Below are 16,845 nucleotides of genomic sequence, written 5' to 3' on the forward strand. Positions count from 1 at the left end.
AAAAATCGCAGCCCGAGGGCTGCGATGTTTTGATCTACCGGTAAACGAGGCGATTAAAACTTCAGTCGTCGTCGTGGTAGCGGTGTTTATGTTTATGCTTGCGATGGCCATAGGCATGGCCACGACCTGGATGGCCGTCACGGTAGTAGCGACGATCGTCACGGTCACGATAGGAACGACGATCATCGTCGCGATCACTCTCTCTGCCCATGTAGTTACCCAGCGCACCACCGGCGCCGCCGCCTGCTGCGGAGCCGATCAGGCTGCCGGTGGTGCCGCCCATGCTGCGGCCGACCACGTTACCGCCTGCTGCGCCCAACGCACCACCAATGGCAGCTTCGCCACGGCTGCGTTTGTCTGCGCCGACTGCGCTACCACCCGCGCCGCCCAAGGCCGCGCCAATGGTTGAACCTGTATTGCCGCCTAACGATTGACCGACGACCGAGCCAAGAACCCCGCCCAATGCGCCGCCCACACCTGCTTCGGTGGTGCCGCCTGCAGAAGCGAAGCCACTGACCAGGCCAAGGGACAACAAGAGAATCGAGGAGAACTTCATAGAGGAACCTCAAGGGGATGACGGCGCGATCCTGAGGCTGTGTTGTGGTGGTGACAACCGAAATCCGACGAGTAACACGACTTGAGCACATTTCTATAAGTTGCTGTTTTTTGGGCGGAACTTAAGTATTTTTCGCCGGTCTTTAGCTACTTCACAAAGGCCGTTTTTATACAAAAACGGCTTTTTTGTGGGCGATTGGAAAGTGCGGATCGGAAGAATGTGTTGAGTGTTCTACCGCCATCGCGAGCAGGCTCGCTCCCACAGTGGATCTCGGTCAAACACAAATGCTGTGTCCACTGAAGATCTAATGTGGGAGCGAGCCTGCTCGCGATGGCGTCAGCTCAGACGCCGCGTTATGCCGACTTGGCCATGATCAACCCAGTCTCACTCGCCGCCTCCAACCGAATCGCCACAAACTTCGACGTCGGCGTATGGCTGCCATCCCCGGTGCTTTCCAGCGGCACCAGCGGGTTCACTTCCGGATAGTAAGCGGCCGCTTGCCCGGCAGGAATATCAAACGCCAGCAGCGTGAAACCTTTCACCCGCCGCTCACGGCCATCATCCCAAATCGAAACGATGTCAGCCTTCTGCCCTGGTTTGAACCCGAGGCGAATGATGTCGGCTTCATTGACGAACAACACATCCCGCTGACCTTTCACCCCGCGATAACGGTCATCAAGACCATAAATCGTGGTGTTGTACTGATCGTGGGAGCGCATCGACTGCATGATCAGGTCCGGCAGCACGCCGGTGGCGCGGGTGCGTTCGTGCACCAGATCTTTGGGCAGCATGTTCGCACGGAAGTTGGCCCGACCCGATGGGGTATTCCAGCGACGTGCGCCGGCGCTGTTACCCAGGTAGAAACCACCCGGGTTCTTGATTTTCTCGTTGAAGTCCCGGAAGCCCGGGATAGTGTCGGCGATCAGGTCGCGGATGCGGCTGTAATCGGCCACCAGCCAGTTCCAGTCCACCGGTTTGCTGCCCAGGGTCGCGGCGGCGATGCCGGCGATGATTGCAGGCTCCGAGCGCATCTGGTTCGACAGCGGTTGCAGCTGACCGTTGGAGGCGTGGACCATGCTGAACGAGTCTTCCACAGTCACCGCTTGGGCGCCTTCGGTCTGGATATCGATGTCGGTTCGGCCCAGGCACGGCAGGATCAGCGCGTCTTTACCGTGGGCCAAATGGCTACGGTTGAGCTTGGTGCTGATCTGCACGGTCAGGTCGCAGTTACTCAAGGCCTGGAAGGTCCGTGGGCTGTCCGGGGTGGCTTGGGCGAAATTGCCGCCCAGGCCGATGAAGACTTTTGAGCGGCCGTCGGCCATGGCGTGAATCGCCTCGACCACGTTGTGGCCGTTTTCACGGGGCACCTTGAATTGGAAGCGCCGTTCCAAAGAATCGAGGAACGCCACCGGCGGACGTTCGTTGATGCCCATCGTCCGGTCGCCCTGCACATTGCTGTGGCCACGCACCGGGCACAGACCGGCACCCGGCCGACCGATGTTGCCGCGCAACAGCATCAGGTTGGCGATTTCCTGGATGGTCGGCACCGAATGACGATGCTGGGTGATGCCCATGGCCCAGCACATGATCACGTTCTTGCCTTTGGCGTACATGCGCGCCGCTTGCTCGATCTCCACCTGAGTCAGCCCGGACTGCTCGACGATCTGTTCCCATGGGGTGTCGTCGATGACGCCCATGTATTCCAGCACGTTGACGGCGTGTTCATTGAGGAAGTCGTGATCGAACACCGCCGGGGCGCCGGTCTTCTGCGCGTCGCGTTCCCATTGCAGCAGGAATTTCGCCATGCCGCGCAGCACCGCCATATCGCCGCCCAGCGCAGGACGGAAGTACGCGGTATTGGTCGGTTTATCGCCGTTGGTGAGCATTTCCAGTGGGTGCTGGGGATGCTGGAAGCGTTCCAGGCCGCGTTCTTTCAGCGGGTTGATGCACACCACCTGAGCGCCGCGTTTCACCGCTTCGCGCAGGGGCTCGAGCATCCTGGGGTGGTTGGTGCCCGGGTTCTGGCCCCAGACAAAAATCGCATCGGCGTGTTCGAAATCACCGAAGGTCACGGTGCCTTTGCCAACGCCGACACTTTGCGCCATGGCCACACCGCTGGCCTCGTGACACATGTTCGAGCAGTCGGGAAAGTTGTTGGTGCCGAAGGCGCGCACGAACAGCTGATAGAGGTACGCCGCTTCGTTGCTGGCGCGCCCCGAGGTGTAGAACTCGGCTTGATCCGGGCTCGACAGGCCCTGCAAATGTTTGCCGATCAGCGCGAAGGCCTCATCCCAGCTGATGGGTTGGTAGCGGTCGGTCTCGGCGTTGTAGCTCATCGGCTCGGTCAGGCGACCCTGATATTCAAGCCAGTAGTCGCTCTGTTCCAACAGCGAGGTGACGCTATGTTTGGCAAAGAATGCAGCGTCGACACGCCGTTTGGTCGCTTCCCAGTTCACCGCTTTGGCGCCGTTCTCACAGAACATCACCATGCCCTTTTCCGGAGAATCGCCCCAGGCGCAACCGGGGCAGTCGAAGCCGCCGTTCTGGTTGGTCTTGAGCATTATGCGCAGGTTTTTCAGCGCGTTATCGCTGGTCAACCAGGCCTGGGCGACGCTGATCAGCGCGCCCCAGCCACCGGCTGGGCCTTTGTAGGGCTTGTAGCGGGGGACGGGTTTCTGGTCGGCTTGACGATGTTGACTCACGCTTGATTCTCCGACGCTGGGCTGTAGACCCGCGGTGCGCTTTTCTGCGGCAGGTGGATGAGATTGAGGTTGTGACGACGGGCCCATTGCACGGCAAGGCCTGTGGGCGACGACAGGCTGACCAGGGTCTGGATGCCGGCGCGTAAAACTTTCTGGATCAATTCGAGACTGCAACGACTGGTGACAATCGCCAGGCCACCGGTAGTCGGGATCTTCTGGCGGATCAACCCGCCGATCAGCTTGTCGAGGGCGTTGTGCCGGCCGATGTCTTCGCGGCCCAGCAGCAATTCGCCGTTGCCGTTCATGAACACCGCTGCATGCACCGCACCGCAATGCTGGCCCAGCGGCTGGAATTCGCCGATGCGCTGGCGCAGGCCGTCCAGCCATTGCGCCGGGGGCAGTGGGGCGCCGGGCAAGACTTTGAGGTCGGGCAGCGCTTGCTCCACCGCTTCCACACCGCAGAGGCCACAACCGCTGGTACCGGCCAGTTGCCGACGCTGCTGCTTGAGGTTCCAGAAGGCACGATTGGCGATGGTCACTTGCGCGTATTGCGCCGAACCTGTGCCACTGAGTTGCAGGTCGTAGATGTCTGAAGCGTCTTCGATGATGCCGCTGCCGAGGCTGAAGCCGACGATGAAGTCCTCAAGATCCGTTGGCGTCACCAACATGACCGCCTGGCTGATGCCGTTATAGGCAATTGCCAACGCGACTTCCTCGGCCAGCGCGGTGCTGGCCGATTCGGTGTATTCAAGGTTGCAGTAGCTGTATGTCTGGCTTGCGGCGGTCGCGGGCGTTTCAACAGCAGGCGCCGCGCGGACAGGGCGCTTGGCGTTCATGGGCATCACCACGGTTTGGTCAGCTTTAAGCCTAGGCGCGTCAACTTGTCGCGTCTAATTGCTATTACTGATCTACCGATAGATGGCGTCGATCAAGAGCCTGTCATTGATTGCTGATAGATCGCGAAACAGGCTTCTGCAAGCGCCGAACGCGGAGCGCTGCGACGCATGATCAGCCCCAGCCGGGCGAGGGTCTGGGCGCTTTCGATGGGCTGCAGGCGCAAGTGATCGGTGAGGTTTTCGAGACCGCCATCCAGCGGCATCACGGCGCAGCACAGGCCGCCGTGTACCGCTTGTAACAATTGGTGGACTGCATCGGTTTGCAGCAACGGTTGAGGGGTCAGGCCACGACTGTGGAAGTTATGGTCGATGGACTGGCGAAAATGCATGCCGCTGGTGAGCATGCCCAGCGGCAGTTCAATCAACGATTTCCAGCTTAAGGGCGCGTCGCCGAAACTGAAGAAACGCTGATCGTAGAGCAAGCCCATGCGGGTTTCGCTGAAGGCCAGGGAATCGAAACGTTCGCCGTCCAGGCGTTCCAGGTAGGACACGCCGAGGTCGAGGCGATTGTTCGCCAGTTGTTCGAGGATCTGTTCGGAACTCAGGGCCGAGAGTTCGAAGCGCAGGTTCGGGTGTTCTGCGTGCAAGCGTTGCATCAGCGGTACCGGGTCGAAACTCGACAGTGGCACCACGCCCAGACGCAACGTACCCACGAGGTTGCCGCGACAGGCTGCCGCTTCGGCCTGTAAACCGTCATAGGCCGCCAGCACCGTACGCGCCCACGCCAGCACGCGCTCGCCCGGCGCGGTAAAACCTTCGAAGCGTTGGCCACGGTTGACCAGCGGCAGGTCGAGCTCTTCTTCGAGGCTGCGCAGGCGCATGGACAAGGTCGGCTGGGTGATGTGACAACGCGCGGCGGCCTGGCCGAAGTGCCGGGTTTCGTCGAGAGCGATGAGGAATTTGAGCTGCTTGATGTCCATCTTCGCTCCAGGGCGCGGGCAAGGTTTTCGATTCTACCGCCTGGGCGGGGTTGGGTCATTGGTCGGCTGGGAGCCGGACTTTGCAAGGCTGGTCTAGTCTTTGGCGTCTGGAACCTAAACCCCAAGGAGCGTGCACCATGAGTATTTTTAGCTTTGTGAAAGAAGCAGGCGAAAAGCTTATTGATCTGCTGACACCTGGCAATGCCAATGCCAGCGAGCAGTTGAAGGAACACATCAGCAAGGTCGGCCTGGGTAATCCGAATGTTCAGGCGACCATCGAGGGCGACAAAGTCATCGTCACCGGTGAAGTGGGAAGCCAGGAAGAGAAGGAAAAAATTCTGTTGGCCGTGGGTAATATCCAAGGTGTCGGTAGCGTGGATGACCAGATTACTGTGACTGGGCCGGTGGCGAAGGCTGCTCGTTTCGTTACCGTGAAAAAGGGCGACACCCTCAGCGCGATTTCCAAGGCTGAATACGGCGACGCGAACAAGTACAACAAAATCTTCGAGGCCAACAAACCAATGCTCTCGCATCCGGACAAGATCTATCCGGGGCAGGTGTTGCGGATTCCTGAATAAGGTTCGAGACCGTGTGATGGCCTTCGCGGGCAAGCCTCGCTCCTACGGATTTGTATCGTGCGCGGAATATGCGCACGACCAGGACCTGTAGGAGCGGCTTGCCCGCGAAGCAGACGACTCGGTCTAAAGCCCGGCAATCAATTCCCGATAATCCCCCACCGCCGCAAACTCGGCCGTGTCCTTCGGCCCTTTGCGGCTGTCCGGCTCGCTCACGGCCAGCAGATGCGCCACGCCAAAATTGCGAGCACTGCGCAGAATCGGCAACGTGTCGTCGATAAACAGACTGCGCGTCGGGTCGAAGCCGATGTCGGCCTGCAAGGCATCCCAGAATTGCGGGTTTTCCTTGGGGAAACCGTAATCGTGAGAGCTGATCAACCGCTCGAAATACGGCGCCAGTTCAATTCGCTCCAGCTTCAATGACAGCGAGTCGCGGTGGGCGTTGGTGATCAGTACCACGCGTTTTCCGGCCTGTTTGATCGCCGCCAGAAAAGTGTCCGCATCCGGGCGCAGGGCGATCAGGTGCGCGGTTTCGAGTTTCAGTTCGCGCACCGACAGCTTCAGCTCGGCGCTCCAGAAGTCCAGGCAGTACCACTGCAACTGGCCGGCATTGCGTTCGAACAGCGGCTGCAACTCCAGCTCCGCCATGGCCCGACTCACCCCGTGCAGCTCGGCATAACGTTGGGGCAGGTGTTCCATCCAGAAATGGTTGTCGTAGTGCAGGTCCAGCAGCGTGCCGTCCATGTCCAGCAAAACGGTATCGATGTCGCGCCAGGGCAGCAGGGACATAAAAAACTTCTCCAGCGGTAAAAAAGATATCCGAGGTAAACAATCAGGATAGGCCGGGTATAGTAACCCGCTTACGCCAAGGAGCCATCTATGCGCCAGAAACCCACCGTACTCGCCCGCGAGATCGTCGCCACCAGCCGTTTGTTCTGTGTCGAAGAGCTGAAGTTGCGCTTTTCCAATGGCGTGGAGCGCACTTACGAGCGTTTGGTCAGCAAAGGCACCGGCCATGGCGCGGTGATGATCGTGGCGATGCTCGACGCGGACCACGCGGTGTTGGTGGAGGAATACTGCGGCGGCACCGATGCTTACGAACTGTCCCTGCCCAAAGGCTTGATCGAGCCGGGCGAAGACGTGTTGGCGGCGGCCGAGCGGGAGCTCATGGAGGAGGCTGGGTATGGCGCGCGGCAGCTTGAACATCTGACCGAGTTGTCGTTGTCACCGGGCTACATGAGCCAGAGGATCCAGGTGGTGCTGGCCACCGACCTGTACGAAGAACGTCTGGAAGGTGACGAGCCCGAGCCGATGGGGGTGGAAAAGATCAACCTGCGTGAGTTGTCAGCCCTGGCGCAAAACCCGCGGTTCACCGAGGGCCGTGCCTTGGCGGCGCTGTATCTGGCCCGTGATCTGCTGACTCAACGTGGGGTGTTTCTGCCATGAAGTTGAATTTCCCCCATCCGTTGATGGCGCCAGTCGTTGAACTGGCTTTGAAGGCTGGCGAGGCGATCCTGCCATTTTGGCGCGTCAACGTTGCGGTCACTGCAAAGTCCGATGATTCCCCCGTTACAGCCGCCGACATGGCCGCTCATCATCTGATTCTGGCCGGGCTGACGGCGCTGGATCCGAGCATTCCGGTGCTGTCCGAAGAGGACGCCAATATTCCCCAGAGCGTGCGCGCTGGCTGGCAGCGCTGGTGGCTAGTCGATCCGTTGGACGGGACCAAGGAGTTTATTTCCGGCAGCGAAGAGTTCACCGTCAACATTGCGCTGATCGAGCAGGGGCGTGTGGTATTTGGCGTGGTGTCGATGCCGACCAGCGGGCGTTTTTATGTCGGCGGTGCCGGGTTGGGTGCCTGGCGTGGCGATAAAGGCGCCGAGCCGTTGCCGATTCAGGTTCGCGAGATTCCGGCTGCGGGTGAAGCGTTCACGGTGGTCGCCAGTCGTCGGCATTCGAGCCCTGAGCAGGAGCGGTTACTCGCAGGGTTGAGCGACAGTCTGGGTGAGTTGCAGCTGGCGAATATCGGCAGCTCGCTGAAATTTTGCCTGCTGGCGGAAGGGGCGGCGGATTGTTATCCGCGGTTGGCGCCGACGTCGCAGTGGGACACGGCGGCTGCGCAAGGTGTATTGGAAGGCGCGGGGGGGGAGGTGCTGGATTTGAGTGGTGAGCCATTCTGCTATCCGGCGCGGGAGTCGTTGCTGAACGAGTTTTTCCTGGCGCTGCCGGCTAAGGCGGCATGGCGAGAGAAGTTGTTGGCTTTGGCTCGGGGTTGAAGATCAAAAAGATTAAAAAGATCAAAAGATCAAAAGATCGCAGCCTCGTTTCACTCGACAGCTCCTACAGAGAAACGCGTCCCCTGTAGGAGCTGTGTAGGAGCTGTCGAGTGAAACGAGGCTGCGATCTTTTGCTTTACCGGTGAAGGACGTACTGCCCGGTAAACTTCACCGCATCCTCTTCACTCCCGGTATTCACGATCCGCGAATGCAGCGTCAACCGCGCTCGTCCATATCGCTCATACATCGCCAAAAACTTCTTCCACACGGCCGCACTCGGTGCCCGACACATCGCCGTCGCGTCCATGGTGACCGGCAGCGGGTAGCTGATCTGCCCTTCCTGAATCACGATGTGCCCGTCCTCAATGCCTGCTTCGTGCAGCCGCAAATGCAACCAGCCCCAGCCGGCCAGCACGGCGCCGCAATACAGACTGCCGCCGAACATGGTGCTCTTGTGATTGACGTTGGCCTCCAGTGGCAGGTGCAGGCGTAATTGTTGGTCGTGCCAGTCGAGCACTTTGAGGCCCATCTTCCGTGTGAGGGGGATGTCGGAATGGAGGATCGATTCCAGGTGACGACTGTCGCGGTTCATTCACGGGCCTTTTGTTTGAGGGGGATGATTTTACGGTAGCTCAATCAAGGTCGTCGGTTTGGCTGCTGGCACCGCTGTCGGCGAAATTGAGGCCATGCTTGCGCAGTTTGTCGTGCAACGTTTTGCGCGGAATGCCGAGCGCTTCGGCGAGGCTGCGCACGGAGCTGTGCGAGCGTGCCAGTTCGGCGGCAATCAGGCTCTTCTCGAAGTTCTCCACTTGCTCGCTCAGACCGCCGCTGACCACTTCAATCGTGCTGCCGACGCCGCCATCCGGCGTGTTGTTGTTGTCCAGCGCCAGTTCCAGGCCCAAGGCAAAACGTTCGGCGGCGTTCTGCAGTTCTCGCACATTGCCTGGCCAGGTGTGGCGTAGCAGCAATGCCCGGTGCCCCGGTTGCAATTCATGGGGCGGCAAGCCGTGGCGGGCGCTGGCTTCATCGGCGAAATGCTGGAACAGCATCAGCGCATCTTCGCCCCGCTCGCGCAGCGGTGGAATGCGCAGCGGCGCGACGTTCAGGCGGTAATACAAGTCGGCACGAAAGCGCCCCTGATCGGCGGATTGACGCAGGTCTTCCTTGGTCGCGGCGATGATGCGGATGTCCAGCGGGATCAGCTGGTTGCCGCCCAAGCGCTCGACGACCCGCTCTTGCAGCAAGCGCAGCAGTTTCACCTGCACATCCAGGCTCATGCTTTCGATTTCATCGAGGAACAACGTACCGCCGTTGGCGAATTCGAACTTGCCGATGCGGCGCTTCTGCGCGCCGGTGAAGGCGCCAGGCTCGTGACCGAACAGCTCGCTTTCCACCACCGACTCGGCCAAGGCTCCGGCGTTGATCGCCACGAACGGGCCGTTACGCCGACTCGACAAATCGTGCAGCGCCCGGGCCACTACTTCTTTCCCCGCACCGGTTTCACCGAGGATCAGCACGTCGGCCTTGGTCGCCGCCAGTGCACCGATCTGCTCGCGCAGGCGCAGCATCGGCGCCGATTGCCCGACGAGTCGAGCGCTCAGTTCGTTGCGATCGCTCAGAGCCAGACGCAGGCTGCGGTTGTCCAGCACCAGCCGGCGCAGGTCCAGGGCACGACGTACGCTGTCGAGCAGGGAGTCGCTGGCGAAAGGTTTTTCCAGAAAGTCATAGGCCCCGGCGCGCATGGCTTGTACCGCCAGCGGCACATCGCCGTGGCCGGTGATCAGCAACACCGGCAGCTCCGGGTCCTGGGCGTGAAGTTCGGTCAGCAGTTCGAGACCGTCCATGCCCGGCATGCGGATGTCGCTGACCACCACCCCCGGCCAGTCACGCTCCAGTTGCCCGGCCAGACCTTTGGCTTCAGCCAGCGGCAGGATTTTCAGGCCGGCCAGGTCCAGGGTCTGGCTCAGGGCCTGACGCAGGTGGGGATCATCGTCAATCAACACGACCTGGATGCGGTTGTCGATGGTCATGCACTTCGGTCCTCGGACGGTTGCAGGCTCACGCCCGGTGCGCCTGCGCGCAGTTTCAGGGTAATCAGGGCGCCACCTTCCTTGTGGTTGGAGAACGACAGTTCACCACCGAAGGCGCGCATCAGGGTGTCGCAGATCGCCAGCCCCAGCCCAAGCCCCTGAGTGCGGGTCTTGGTGGTGTAAAAGGGCTCGCCGGCACGACCCAGCGCTTCCAGGCAGAACCCGGGGCCGTTGTCGCGAATGTACAGATTGACGCCGTCGGCGGTGGACTCGGCACTCAACCACAGTTTACGCGGCGGGCCTTTTTCCGTCAGGGCATCGAGGGCATTGGCAAGCAGGTTGCCGAGTACCTGACGCAAGCGCGTTTCCCCAGCCTCGACCCATAGGGTGGCGGCCGGCAGGTCACGGATCAACTCGACTTCCATGCTGCGCCGACGCTTGGCCAATAACGCCAGCGCGTCGTCCAGTGCCGGTTGCAGGGCCACGCTTTCCGGGGCGTGACGATCACGGCGGGCGAAGGCGCGCAGGTGGGCGATGATCGAGGCCATGCGCCCGGTCAATTCGCTGATCAGCTTGAGGTTGCCGCGGGCATCCTCGGTGCGCTGATGATCGAGCAGTACTTCGGCGTTTTCCGCGTAGCTGCGAATTGCCGCCAGCGGTTGATTGAGTTCATGGCTGATGCTTGCGGACATCGTCCCCAGCGCCGAGAGCTTGCCGGCCTGCACTAGGTCATCCTGCGCGCGCACCAGTTCTTGCTGAGCGTGTTCGCGCTCCAGCACTTCCTGCTTCAGTCGACGGTTGAGGCCTTCGAGGTCGCTGGTCCGTTCGGCGACCCGGCCTTCCAGTTCCTGGCGGGCCTTGCCTTCGAAGGCAATCCGCTCCAGGTAATGGCGCCGGCGTTGCATCATCAGGCCGAGCAGCAGCATCAATACCAGCAGCGTTGCGCCGCCGATGGCCACGACCGTGCGTACCGGGCGGTCGATCAGGGTACGCGGCGCAAGGATTCTGACGCTCCAACCGGTTTCTTCGATCTGACGGGTTTGGGTCAGCCAGGCGTTGGCGTCGAGATTCAACGGTTTGGGATCGCGGGTCGGGTAGGGTTGAATCGCGGTAATGGCCTCGCGCTCTGCGTCGCTCAATGGGCGGGTCGAGCGGAAACGCCACTCGGGCCGCGACGTGAGGATGACCACGCCATTGTGGTCGGTCACCAACAGTTGTTCCGGGGTTTTGCCCCAGAGGCTTTCGGTGTGGTCGAGGTCGACCTTGACCACCAGCACGCCGATGATTTTTTCGCGTTCACGTATCGCTGCCGCAAAGAAGTAACCGCGCTTGGCCGAGGTGGTACCCAGGCCGAAGAAGCGCCCCAAACGCCCGGCCATGGCCTCGCTGAAATAAGGACGGAAAGCGAAATTGCGGCCAACGAAGCTGTCGTGTTTGTCCCAGTTGGAGGCCGCCAGCGTCTTGCCGGTGGTGTCCATCAGGTACATGACTTCGGCGCCGGTCTGGGCACTGATGTTTTTCAGCAGGCGATTGGCATTGCCCTGAATCACGCCCTCGTCGGGCGCGGCCAACGTCGTGCGCAGTGCGGGCAGCTCGCCGAGAATTTGCGGCAACACTTCATACCGATGCAGGGTGCCCAGCAGGTTGGCGACGTAGAGGTCGAGGGTCTGACGGTTCTGGCCAGCCAGTTCGCTGCGGTAGTAACGCTCGGCCAAATGCTCCAGCGGCCACAGCAAGGGCGCCAGGCACAGCGCTAAAAGCGCCAGGCTGCGCCAGCGAGGTCTGCGGGGAAGGGTCGGAGTCATGAGCATCAAGCGCCTGGGGGAACAGATGCATTATGCCTAGGCTTGCGGGCGCAGTCTGCGCACCTGGGATCAAGTGCGCGCTGGCGGTGAAAATTCACACAGCAATTCAGGAAAAGACTTCAGCGTCCTTGAAGAACGCGGCGGACTGATCCTTGGCCGACAGCTTCGGTGCTTCGTCCAGCTGCCAGTCGATGCCCAGGTCCGGATCGTCCCAGCGAATGCTGCGCTCGGCCGACGGGGTGTAGTAGTCGGTGGTTTTGTAGAGGAACTCGGCGAAATCGCTCAACACCACGAAACCATGGGCAAAACCTTCCGGCACCCAGAGTTGGCGATGGTTGTCGGCGGACAGGCGCACCGCCACCCATTTGCCGAAATGCGGCGAGCTGCGGCGAATATCCACCGCCACGTCCAACACCTCACCGGCGGTGACACGTACCAGTTTGCCCTGAGTATTCTCCAGCTGGTAATGCAAGCCGCGCAGAACGCCTTTTTGCGAGCGGGAATGGTTGTCCTGAACGAACTGAGTGTTCAGGCTGGTTGCCTCTTCGAAAGCCTTGGCGTTGAAGCTCTCATAGAAGAAGCCGCGCTCGTCACCAAATACCTTGGGTTCGATGATCAGAACACCGGGCAGGTCGGTGGTGACTACATTCATGGTGTTTCTCCAGCAATAGGGGTGATGGCCGACATTCTTACGCAAAGTGGCGGCGGGTGCGAGGGGGGCAGTGGTTCAGGCGATAAAATCCTTGAAGTGTCGATGTCGCCAAGGAGCCTTCTACTCTTGAGTCAGTAATCCTTTCGATCACGAAAAGATATTTGATAATCGAAACAATCGGGGTCTATCCGATGTTGAAAATGTGGCTGAATCACTGCTATCCATGGTGAGCAGATGTCATAGCCTCCATCAAATATTTCGGGTTCTTTATCCAGGCCAAGAGCGACAAGCAGGCTGTCGTCCTCGCCGAAGTTTGCATATTCATTGGACTCTAATGCTTCGGTTTTTTTGTCGTACCATTCCAGCCTGATTTCTATTCCCACAGGGATGACCTCTAGTTACCTATTTATGCGTCGTTTATTTTTTGGCCCGTCCAGGCGTTCGCCTGTGTAAGGATCGAAGGCGCCAAGGTGGCTAAGATCACTATCCCTGTAAGCCTCCAATTCGGCTTTTTTTGAGTCCCATTCATAAATTGTTCTGCCTTTGGCGTCTTTCCATCTTTCCCGGGGAGTCCGCTGCCGCCTTGTTTCGGAGTTTTCCTTTTTTGTTCTATCAATCCTGGGAATCCAGTTATCTCACTGGTTTTTGGTGCTGGGAAGTAATCGTGATCTGGGTTCCTACGCCCTTTCCATAGCTCGCTAACTACCACGTACAGCGGACGTACCGCTGAATCCGGGGGGAAAACCAGAATGAAGTCCTGATATTCCGGCGGGTAAATCGGGTTAACGAGAATGTCGCGGCTTGCCTCTGTAGGAGGGTAGACCCAGATCGTCGGTGCTTGAGGTGCCGCCTCCAATGAAGGGATGCCGAGAGTCTCGCCAGGGTCTACGGCCGGGGTCCAAATCAACTCCAAGCCTTCACCGAATTCGGCTACCTGCTGGCTGCCTCGGTCTTGAAACTGAATGACCGGAACCCTCTGCCAATCGGCGTTTTTACCAGTGTAAAAGGCGTAACCCTTAAGGGAGCCGTCGGCCTGCTGTTCGATGTTCAGCCGCACACGTGAGTTGGCTTGTTGAGGGAATCAGCTTATGGGCTTGGTTGATTCCCGGACATTCCTGCCGGTCGATACGTTGCGTAGGAAAGTTCATTTGAGCAATCGCTGACGGGAAACCATCCCCAATGCCGACTCCCTGACCGGTATAAGAGGGTTGCGTATCGCCCCAAGCAATGGCGATATAAGCGCCTAATAAAATTTCAGGGGGTCGTTGTATGCCGCTCGCCACGTTGATTCACCGCGCCAGTCTGCCCAGCCCGCAAGTGTCTGCAGCACAAGCGCTAGAGCTGCTGGAAGAGCATTACGGGCTGAACGGGCGGTTGCAGGCCTTGGGCAGCCAGCAGGATCTCAACTTCCGGGTCGACAGTGATCAGGGGCGTTTTGTCCTGAAAATCTGCCGTGGTGATTACTCGGCGCTGGAGCTGCAAGCCCAGCACGCAGGGCTCAAGCATCTGACTGAACATTCCGGCGTGCCGGTGCCTAGAGTGATTTTTGCCAAAAACGGCGCAGACCTGCTCTCTTTGGACGTCGATGGCCAAGCCGTGCATGTGCGCCTGCTCGATTACATCGACGGGCAGTCCTTGACGCACCTCGATCATCTAAGCCAGTCAGTAGTCGCCGGTTTCGGTCGGCTCTGCGGCGAAATGGACTTGGCGCTAGCCGGATTCGATCATCCGGGCCTTGAGCGCACCCTTCAATGGGACGCCCGCCACGCCAACGCGTTGATCGCGCATTTGCTGCCGGTGATCAAGGATGAGCGGCAACGAGCGTTGATTGCTGAAGCGGCCGAACAGGCCGAGCGCCATTTGCAGCCGCTGGTGGATAAGTTGCTGGTGCAGGCGATTCACATGGACATCACCGACGACAACGTGGTCTGGCAGCGGGATTCGCAGCGCCAATGGCAGTTGCAGGGCGTGATCGATTTCGGCGACCTGGTCCGAACCTGGCGGATCACTGATCTGTCGGTGACCTGCGCCGCGCTGCTGCACCATGCCGATGGCGATCCGTTCTGCATTTTGCCGGCGGTTCGGGCTTATCACGCGGTCAATCCGTTGCGGCATGAAGAGTTGCTGGCGCTATGGCCGCTGATCGTCGCCCGCTCGGCGGTGCTGGTGCTGAGTGGCGAGCAACAGGTCAGCATCGATCCGGGCAACGGGTACAGTCGCGACAACCTGACCCATGAGTGGGAAATTTTCCGCGTTGCCACATCGGTGCCGTTGGAGTTGATGGAGGCGGGGATTTTTACCGCTGTCGGGCAAAGCCTGCCGAGCATCGGCAGCGAGGGCTTCGCGCCATTGCTGCCGAGTCTGGTGGGGCGTGAATTTGCATTGATCGATCTGGGCGTGCTCAGTCCGCATTTCGAGGCGGGTAACTGGGAGCAGCAAGGAATCGATCTGCGTTTGTTGACGGAAGCCGCCGCGGCTCACGGTCTGGCAGCCAGTCGATATGGCCAGCATCGTCTGTCCCAAACCCGCCCGGACAGCGCCAGCGAACCGGACACTTTCCCGTTGCACGTTGCACTGCGAGTGCCCGACGGCACGACGGTCGAAGCGCCGTTTGCCGGCGTTATCCATATCGAAGGGGAAAACCTGCTGCAACTGGACGGCCCAGAACTGAGCGTCCGGTTGTGGGGGGTGACTCCGTCGGTGCGCAGTGGCGCAGCACTGGTCAAAGGCCAGGTGCTGGGTTCGGTCAGCGGGCCATTGATCGTGCAGTTGTGTCGAAGCGCTCAGCTCGACGCGCCGTTGTTTTGCACGCCTTCGCGCGCGGCAGCCTGGCAGGCGTTGTGTCCTTCACCTGCCGTGTTGCTGGGCCTGGCCTGCGATGCGGAAGAAGAACTCGACCCGCAAACATTGCTCGCCCGCCGTGACGCGAGTTTCGCTCGCTCCCAAAGACACTATTACTTCGACCCGCCGCGCATCGAGCGTGGCTGGCGCAATCACCTGATCGACATGCAGGGCCGCTCCTACCTCGACATGCTCAATAACGTCGCGGTCCTGGGTCATGGCCATCCGCGCATGGCTGCCGTCGCCAGCCGGCAGTGGTCGTTGCTCAACACCAACTCGCGTTTTCACTACGCGGCGATTGCCGAGTTTTCCGAGCGCTTGCTGAAGCTGGCACCGGACAACATGGACCGCGTATTTCTGGTCAACAGCGGTACCGAGGCTAATGACCTGGCGATTCGTCTGGCCTGGGCCTACAGCGGCGGTCGCGACATGCTCAGCGTGTTGGAGGCTTATCACGGCTGGTCGGTGGCGGCGGATGCGGTCTCGACTTCGATTGCCGACAACCCCAAGGCCTTGAGCAGCCGTCCGGACTGGGTGCATCCGGTGACTGCGCCGAATACCTATCGCGGTGAATTTCGTGGCGTCGACAGCGCACCGGACTACGTGCGCAGCGTTGAGCACAACCTGGCGAAAATTGCCGAACAGAAACGCCAGCTAGCCGGTTTTATCTGCGAGCCGGTGTACGGCAATGCCGGCGGTATCTCGCTGCCGCCGGGCTATTTGAAGCAGGTCTATGCGCTGGTCCGCGCTCAGGGCGGAGTGTGCATCGCCGATGAGGTGCAGGTCGGTTACGGTCGTATGGGTAAATTCTTCTGGGGTTTCGAAGAACAGGGCGTGTTGCCGGACATCATCACCATGGCCAAAGGCATGGGTAACGGCCAGCCGTTGGGCGCAGTCATTACCCGACGGGAAATTGCCGAAGCGCTGGAGGCGGAGGGCTACTTCTTCTCGTCGGCCGGTGGCAGCCCGGTCAGTTGCCAGATCGGCATGGCTGTGCTGGATGTGATGGAAGAAGAAAAACTCTGGGAAAACGCCCAGGTCGTGGGCGGGTATTTCAAGGAGCGTCTTGAAGCATTGATGGACCGGCATCAGTTGGTGGGAGCGGTGCATGGTTCCGGTTTTTATCTGGGCGTGGAGTTGATCCGCAATCGAGAAACTCTGGAGCCCGCGACCGAAGAAACCACGGCGTTGTGCGATCGCCTTCGTGAGTTGGGGATCTTCATGCAGCCGACTGGCGATTATCTGAACATTCTCAAGATCAAACCGCCGATGGTCACCTCGCGTCAGAGCGTGGATTTCTTTGTCGATATGCTGTCGAAGGTTCTCGAAGAAGGGTTGTAAACACATACCTTGTGGGAGCGAGCCTGCTCGCGAAAGCGGTCGAACATGCAGTATTGATGTCGACTGACCCACCGCTATCGCGAGCAGGCTCGCTCCCACAAGGCATCGCGCTAAATTCGATTATTATCTGGTTTAAGTGGGTTATTTTCGGCGGAAGGAATATTTATCGCTTTAAAAGCCGATTTTTATCGGCTATAAAGTCGCCACTGCCCGCGGTGTGGACGAACCACGCCCGGTGCTGCCTCTTTCTG

At 59.9% G+C, this 16,845-nt stretch carries 14 protein-coding genes and 1 pseudogene; 4 read left to right on the plus strand and 11 right to left on the minus strand.

What is annotated here, in order from left to right; translation table 11 throughout:
• Positions 1 to 61: 61 nt before the first annotated feature.
• From ACYZT2_RS02545 to ACYZT2_RS02560, 4 genes are all read right to left on the minus strand, one after another.
• Positions 62 to 556: a glycine zipper domain-containing protein gene (locus ACYZT2_RS02545; protein WP_461969857.1), complete on the minus strand. Its 495-nt coding sequence runs from the start codon at positions 554 to 556 to the stop codon at positions 62 to 64.
• Between the two features lie 353 nt (positions 557 to 909).
• Positions 910 to 3,258 (minus strand): FdhF/YdeP family oxidoreductase, encoded by a 2,349-nt coding sequence (locus ACYZT2_RS02550; protein ID WP_461969859.1) that lies wholly within the window; start codon positions 3,256 to 3,258, stop codon positions 910 to 912.
• A complete protein-coding gene (gene fdhD / locus ACYZT2_RS02555; protein WP_461969861.1) occupies positions 3,255 to 4,094 on the minus strand; it encodes a formate dehydrogenase accessory sulfurtransferase FdhD in 840 nt (279 codons plus the stop codon). Before fdhD ends, ACYZT2_RS02550 begins: the two co-directional genes overlap by 4 nt.
• A gap of 92 nt (positions 4,095 to 4,186) precedes the next feature.
• Positions 4,187 to 5,074: a LysR family transcriptional regulator gene (locus ACYZT2_RS02560; RefSeq protein WP_461969863.1), complete on the minus strand. Its 888-nt coding sequence runs from the start codon at positions 5,072 to 5,074 to the stop codon at positions 4,187 to 4,189.
• 137 nt (positions 5,075 to 5,211) lie between these two features.
• Between ACYZT2_RS02560 and lysM the strand changes: the two genes are divergently transcribed.
• The gene (gene lysM, locus ACYZT2_RS02565; RefSeq protein WP_461969865.1) at positions 5,212 to 5,652 is read left to right on the plus strand and encodes a peptidoglycan-binding protein LysM; all 441 of its coding nucleotides are present in this window, start codon (positions 5,212 to 5,214) and stop codon (positions 5,650 to 5,652) included.
• Between the two features lie 123 nt (positions 5,653 to 5,775).
• Here lysM and yrfG read toward each other — a convergent pair whose 3' ends face one another.
• A complete protein-coding gene (yrfG, locus tag ACYZT2_RS02570; protein ID WP_461969867.1) occupies positions 5,776 to 6,438 on the minus strand; it encodes a GMP/IMP nucleotidase in 663 nt (220 codons plus the stop codon).
• Between the two features lie 90 nt (positions 6,439 to 6,528).
• Here yrfG and nudE point away from each other — a divergent pair, with 90 nt between their 5' ends.
• Both nudE and cysQ read left to right on the plus strand, forming a co-directional pair.
• Positions 6,529 to 7,095, plus strand: a complete 567-nt coding sequence (nudE, locus tag ACYZT2_RS02575; protein WP_461969869.1) for an ADP compounds hydrolase NudE — start codon at positions 6,529 to 6,531, stop codon at positions 7,093 to 7,095.
• Entirely contained in the window at positions 7,092 to 7,925 is an 834-nt protein-coding gene (gene cysQ, locus ACYZT2_RS02580; RefSeq protein WP_461969871.1) for a 3'(2'),5'-bisphosphate nucleotidase CysQ, read from the plus strand. The genes nudE and cysQ overlap by 4 nt, the downstream gene beginning before the upstream one ends.
• Positions 7,926 to 8,061: 136 nt before the next feature.
• On the opposite strand, the gene ACYZT2_RS02585 is transcribed toward cysQ, so the two are convergent.
• The 6 genes and pseudogenes from ACYZT2_RS02585 to ACYZT2_RS02610 all read right to left on the minus strand — a co-directional run.
• Complete coding sequence (locus ACYZT2_RS02585) at positions 8,062 to 8,517, minus strand: thioesterase domain-containing protein (RefSeq protein ID WP_461969873.1); 456 nt, start codon at positions 8,515 to 8,517, stop codon at positions 8,062 to 8,064.
• A gap of 40 nt (positions 8,518 to 8,557) precedes the next feature.
• Positions 8,558 to 9,955: a sigma-54-dependent transcriptional regulator gene (locus ACYZT2_RS02590; protein WP_461969875.1), complete on the minus strand. Its 1,398-nt coding sequence runs from the start codon at positions 9,953 to 9,955 to the stop codon at positions 8,558 to 8,560.
• Positions 9,952 to 11,760 (minus strand): sensor histidine kinase, encoded by a 1,809-nt coding sequence (locus ACYZT2_RS02595; protein WP_461969877.1) that lies wholly within the window; start codon positions 11,758 to 11,760, stop codon positions 9,952 to 9,954. Before ACYZT2_RS02595 ends, ACYZT2_RS02590 begins: the two co-directional genes overlap by 4 nt.
• A 106-nt stretch (positions 11,761 to 11,866) precedes the next feature.
• Positions 11,867 to 12,412, minus strand: a complete 546-nt coding sequence (gene rfbC / locus ACYZT2_RS02600; RefSeq protein ID WP_461969879.1) for a dTDP-4-dehydrorhamnose 3,5-epimerase — start codon at positions 12,410 to 12,412, stop codon at positions 11,867 to 11,869.
• Positions 12,413 to 12,543: 131 nt separating this feature from the next.
• Entirely contained in the window at positions 12,544 to 12,795 is a 252-nt protein-coding gene (locus tag ACYZT2_RS02605) for a colicin E3-like toxin immunity protein (protein ID WP_461969881.1), read from the minus strand.
• A gap of 15 nt (positions 12,796 to 12,810) precedes the next feature.
• Positions 12,811 to 13,487: pseudogene (locus ACYZT2_RS02610) on the minus strand (colicin E3/pyocin S6 family cytotoxin); the annotation flags it as partial.
• Positions 13,488 to 13,681: 194 nt separating this feature from the next.
• Between ACYZT2_RS02610 and ACYZT2_RS02615 the strand changes: the two are divergent.
• On the plus strand, positions 13,682 to 16,594 hold the full coding sequence (locus ACYZT2_RS02615; RefSeq protein WP_461969883.1) for an aminotransferase: 2,913 nt from the start codon (positions 13,682 to 13,684) through the stop codon (positions 16,592 to 16,594).
• The last annotated feature ends 251 nt before the right edge of the window (positions 16,595 to 16,845 follow it).

The sequence above is a fragment of the Pseudomonas sp. MDT1-85 genome (assembly GCF_054898065.1).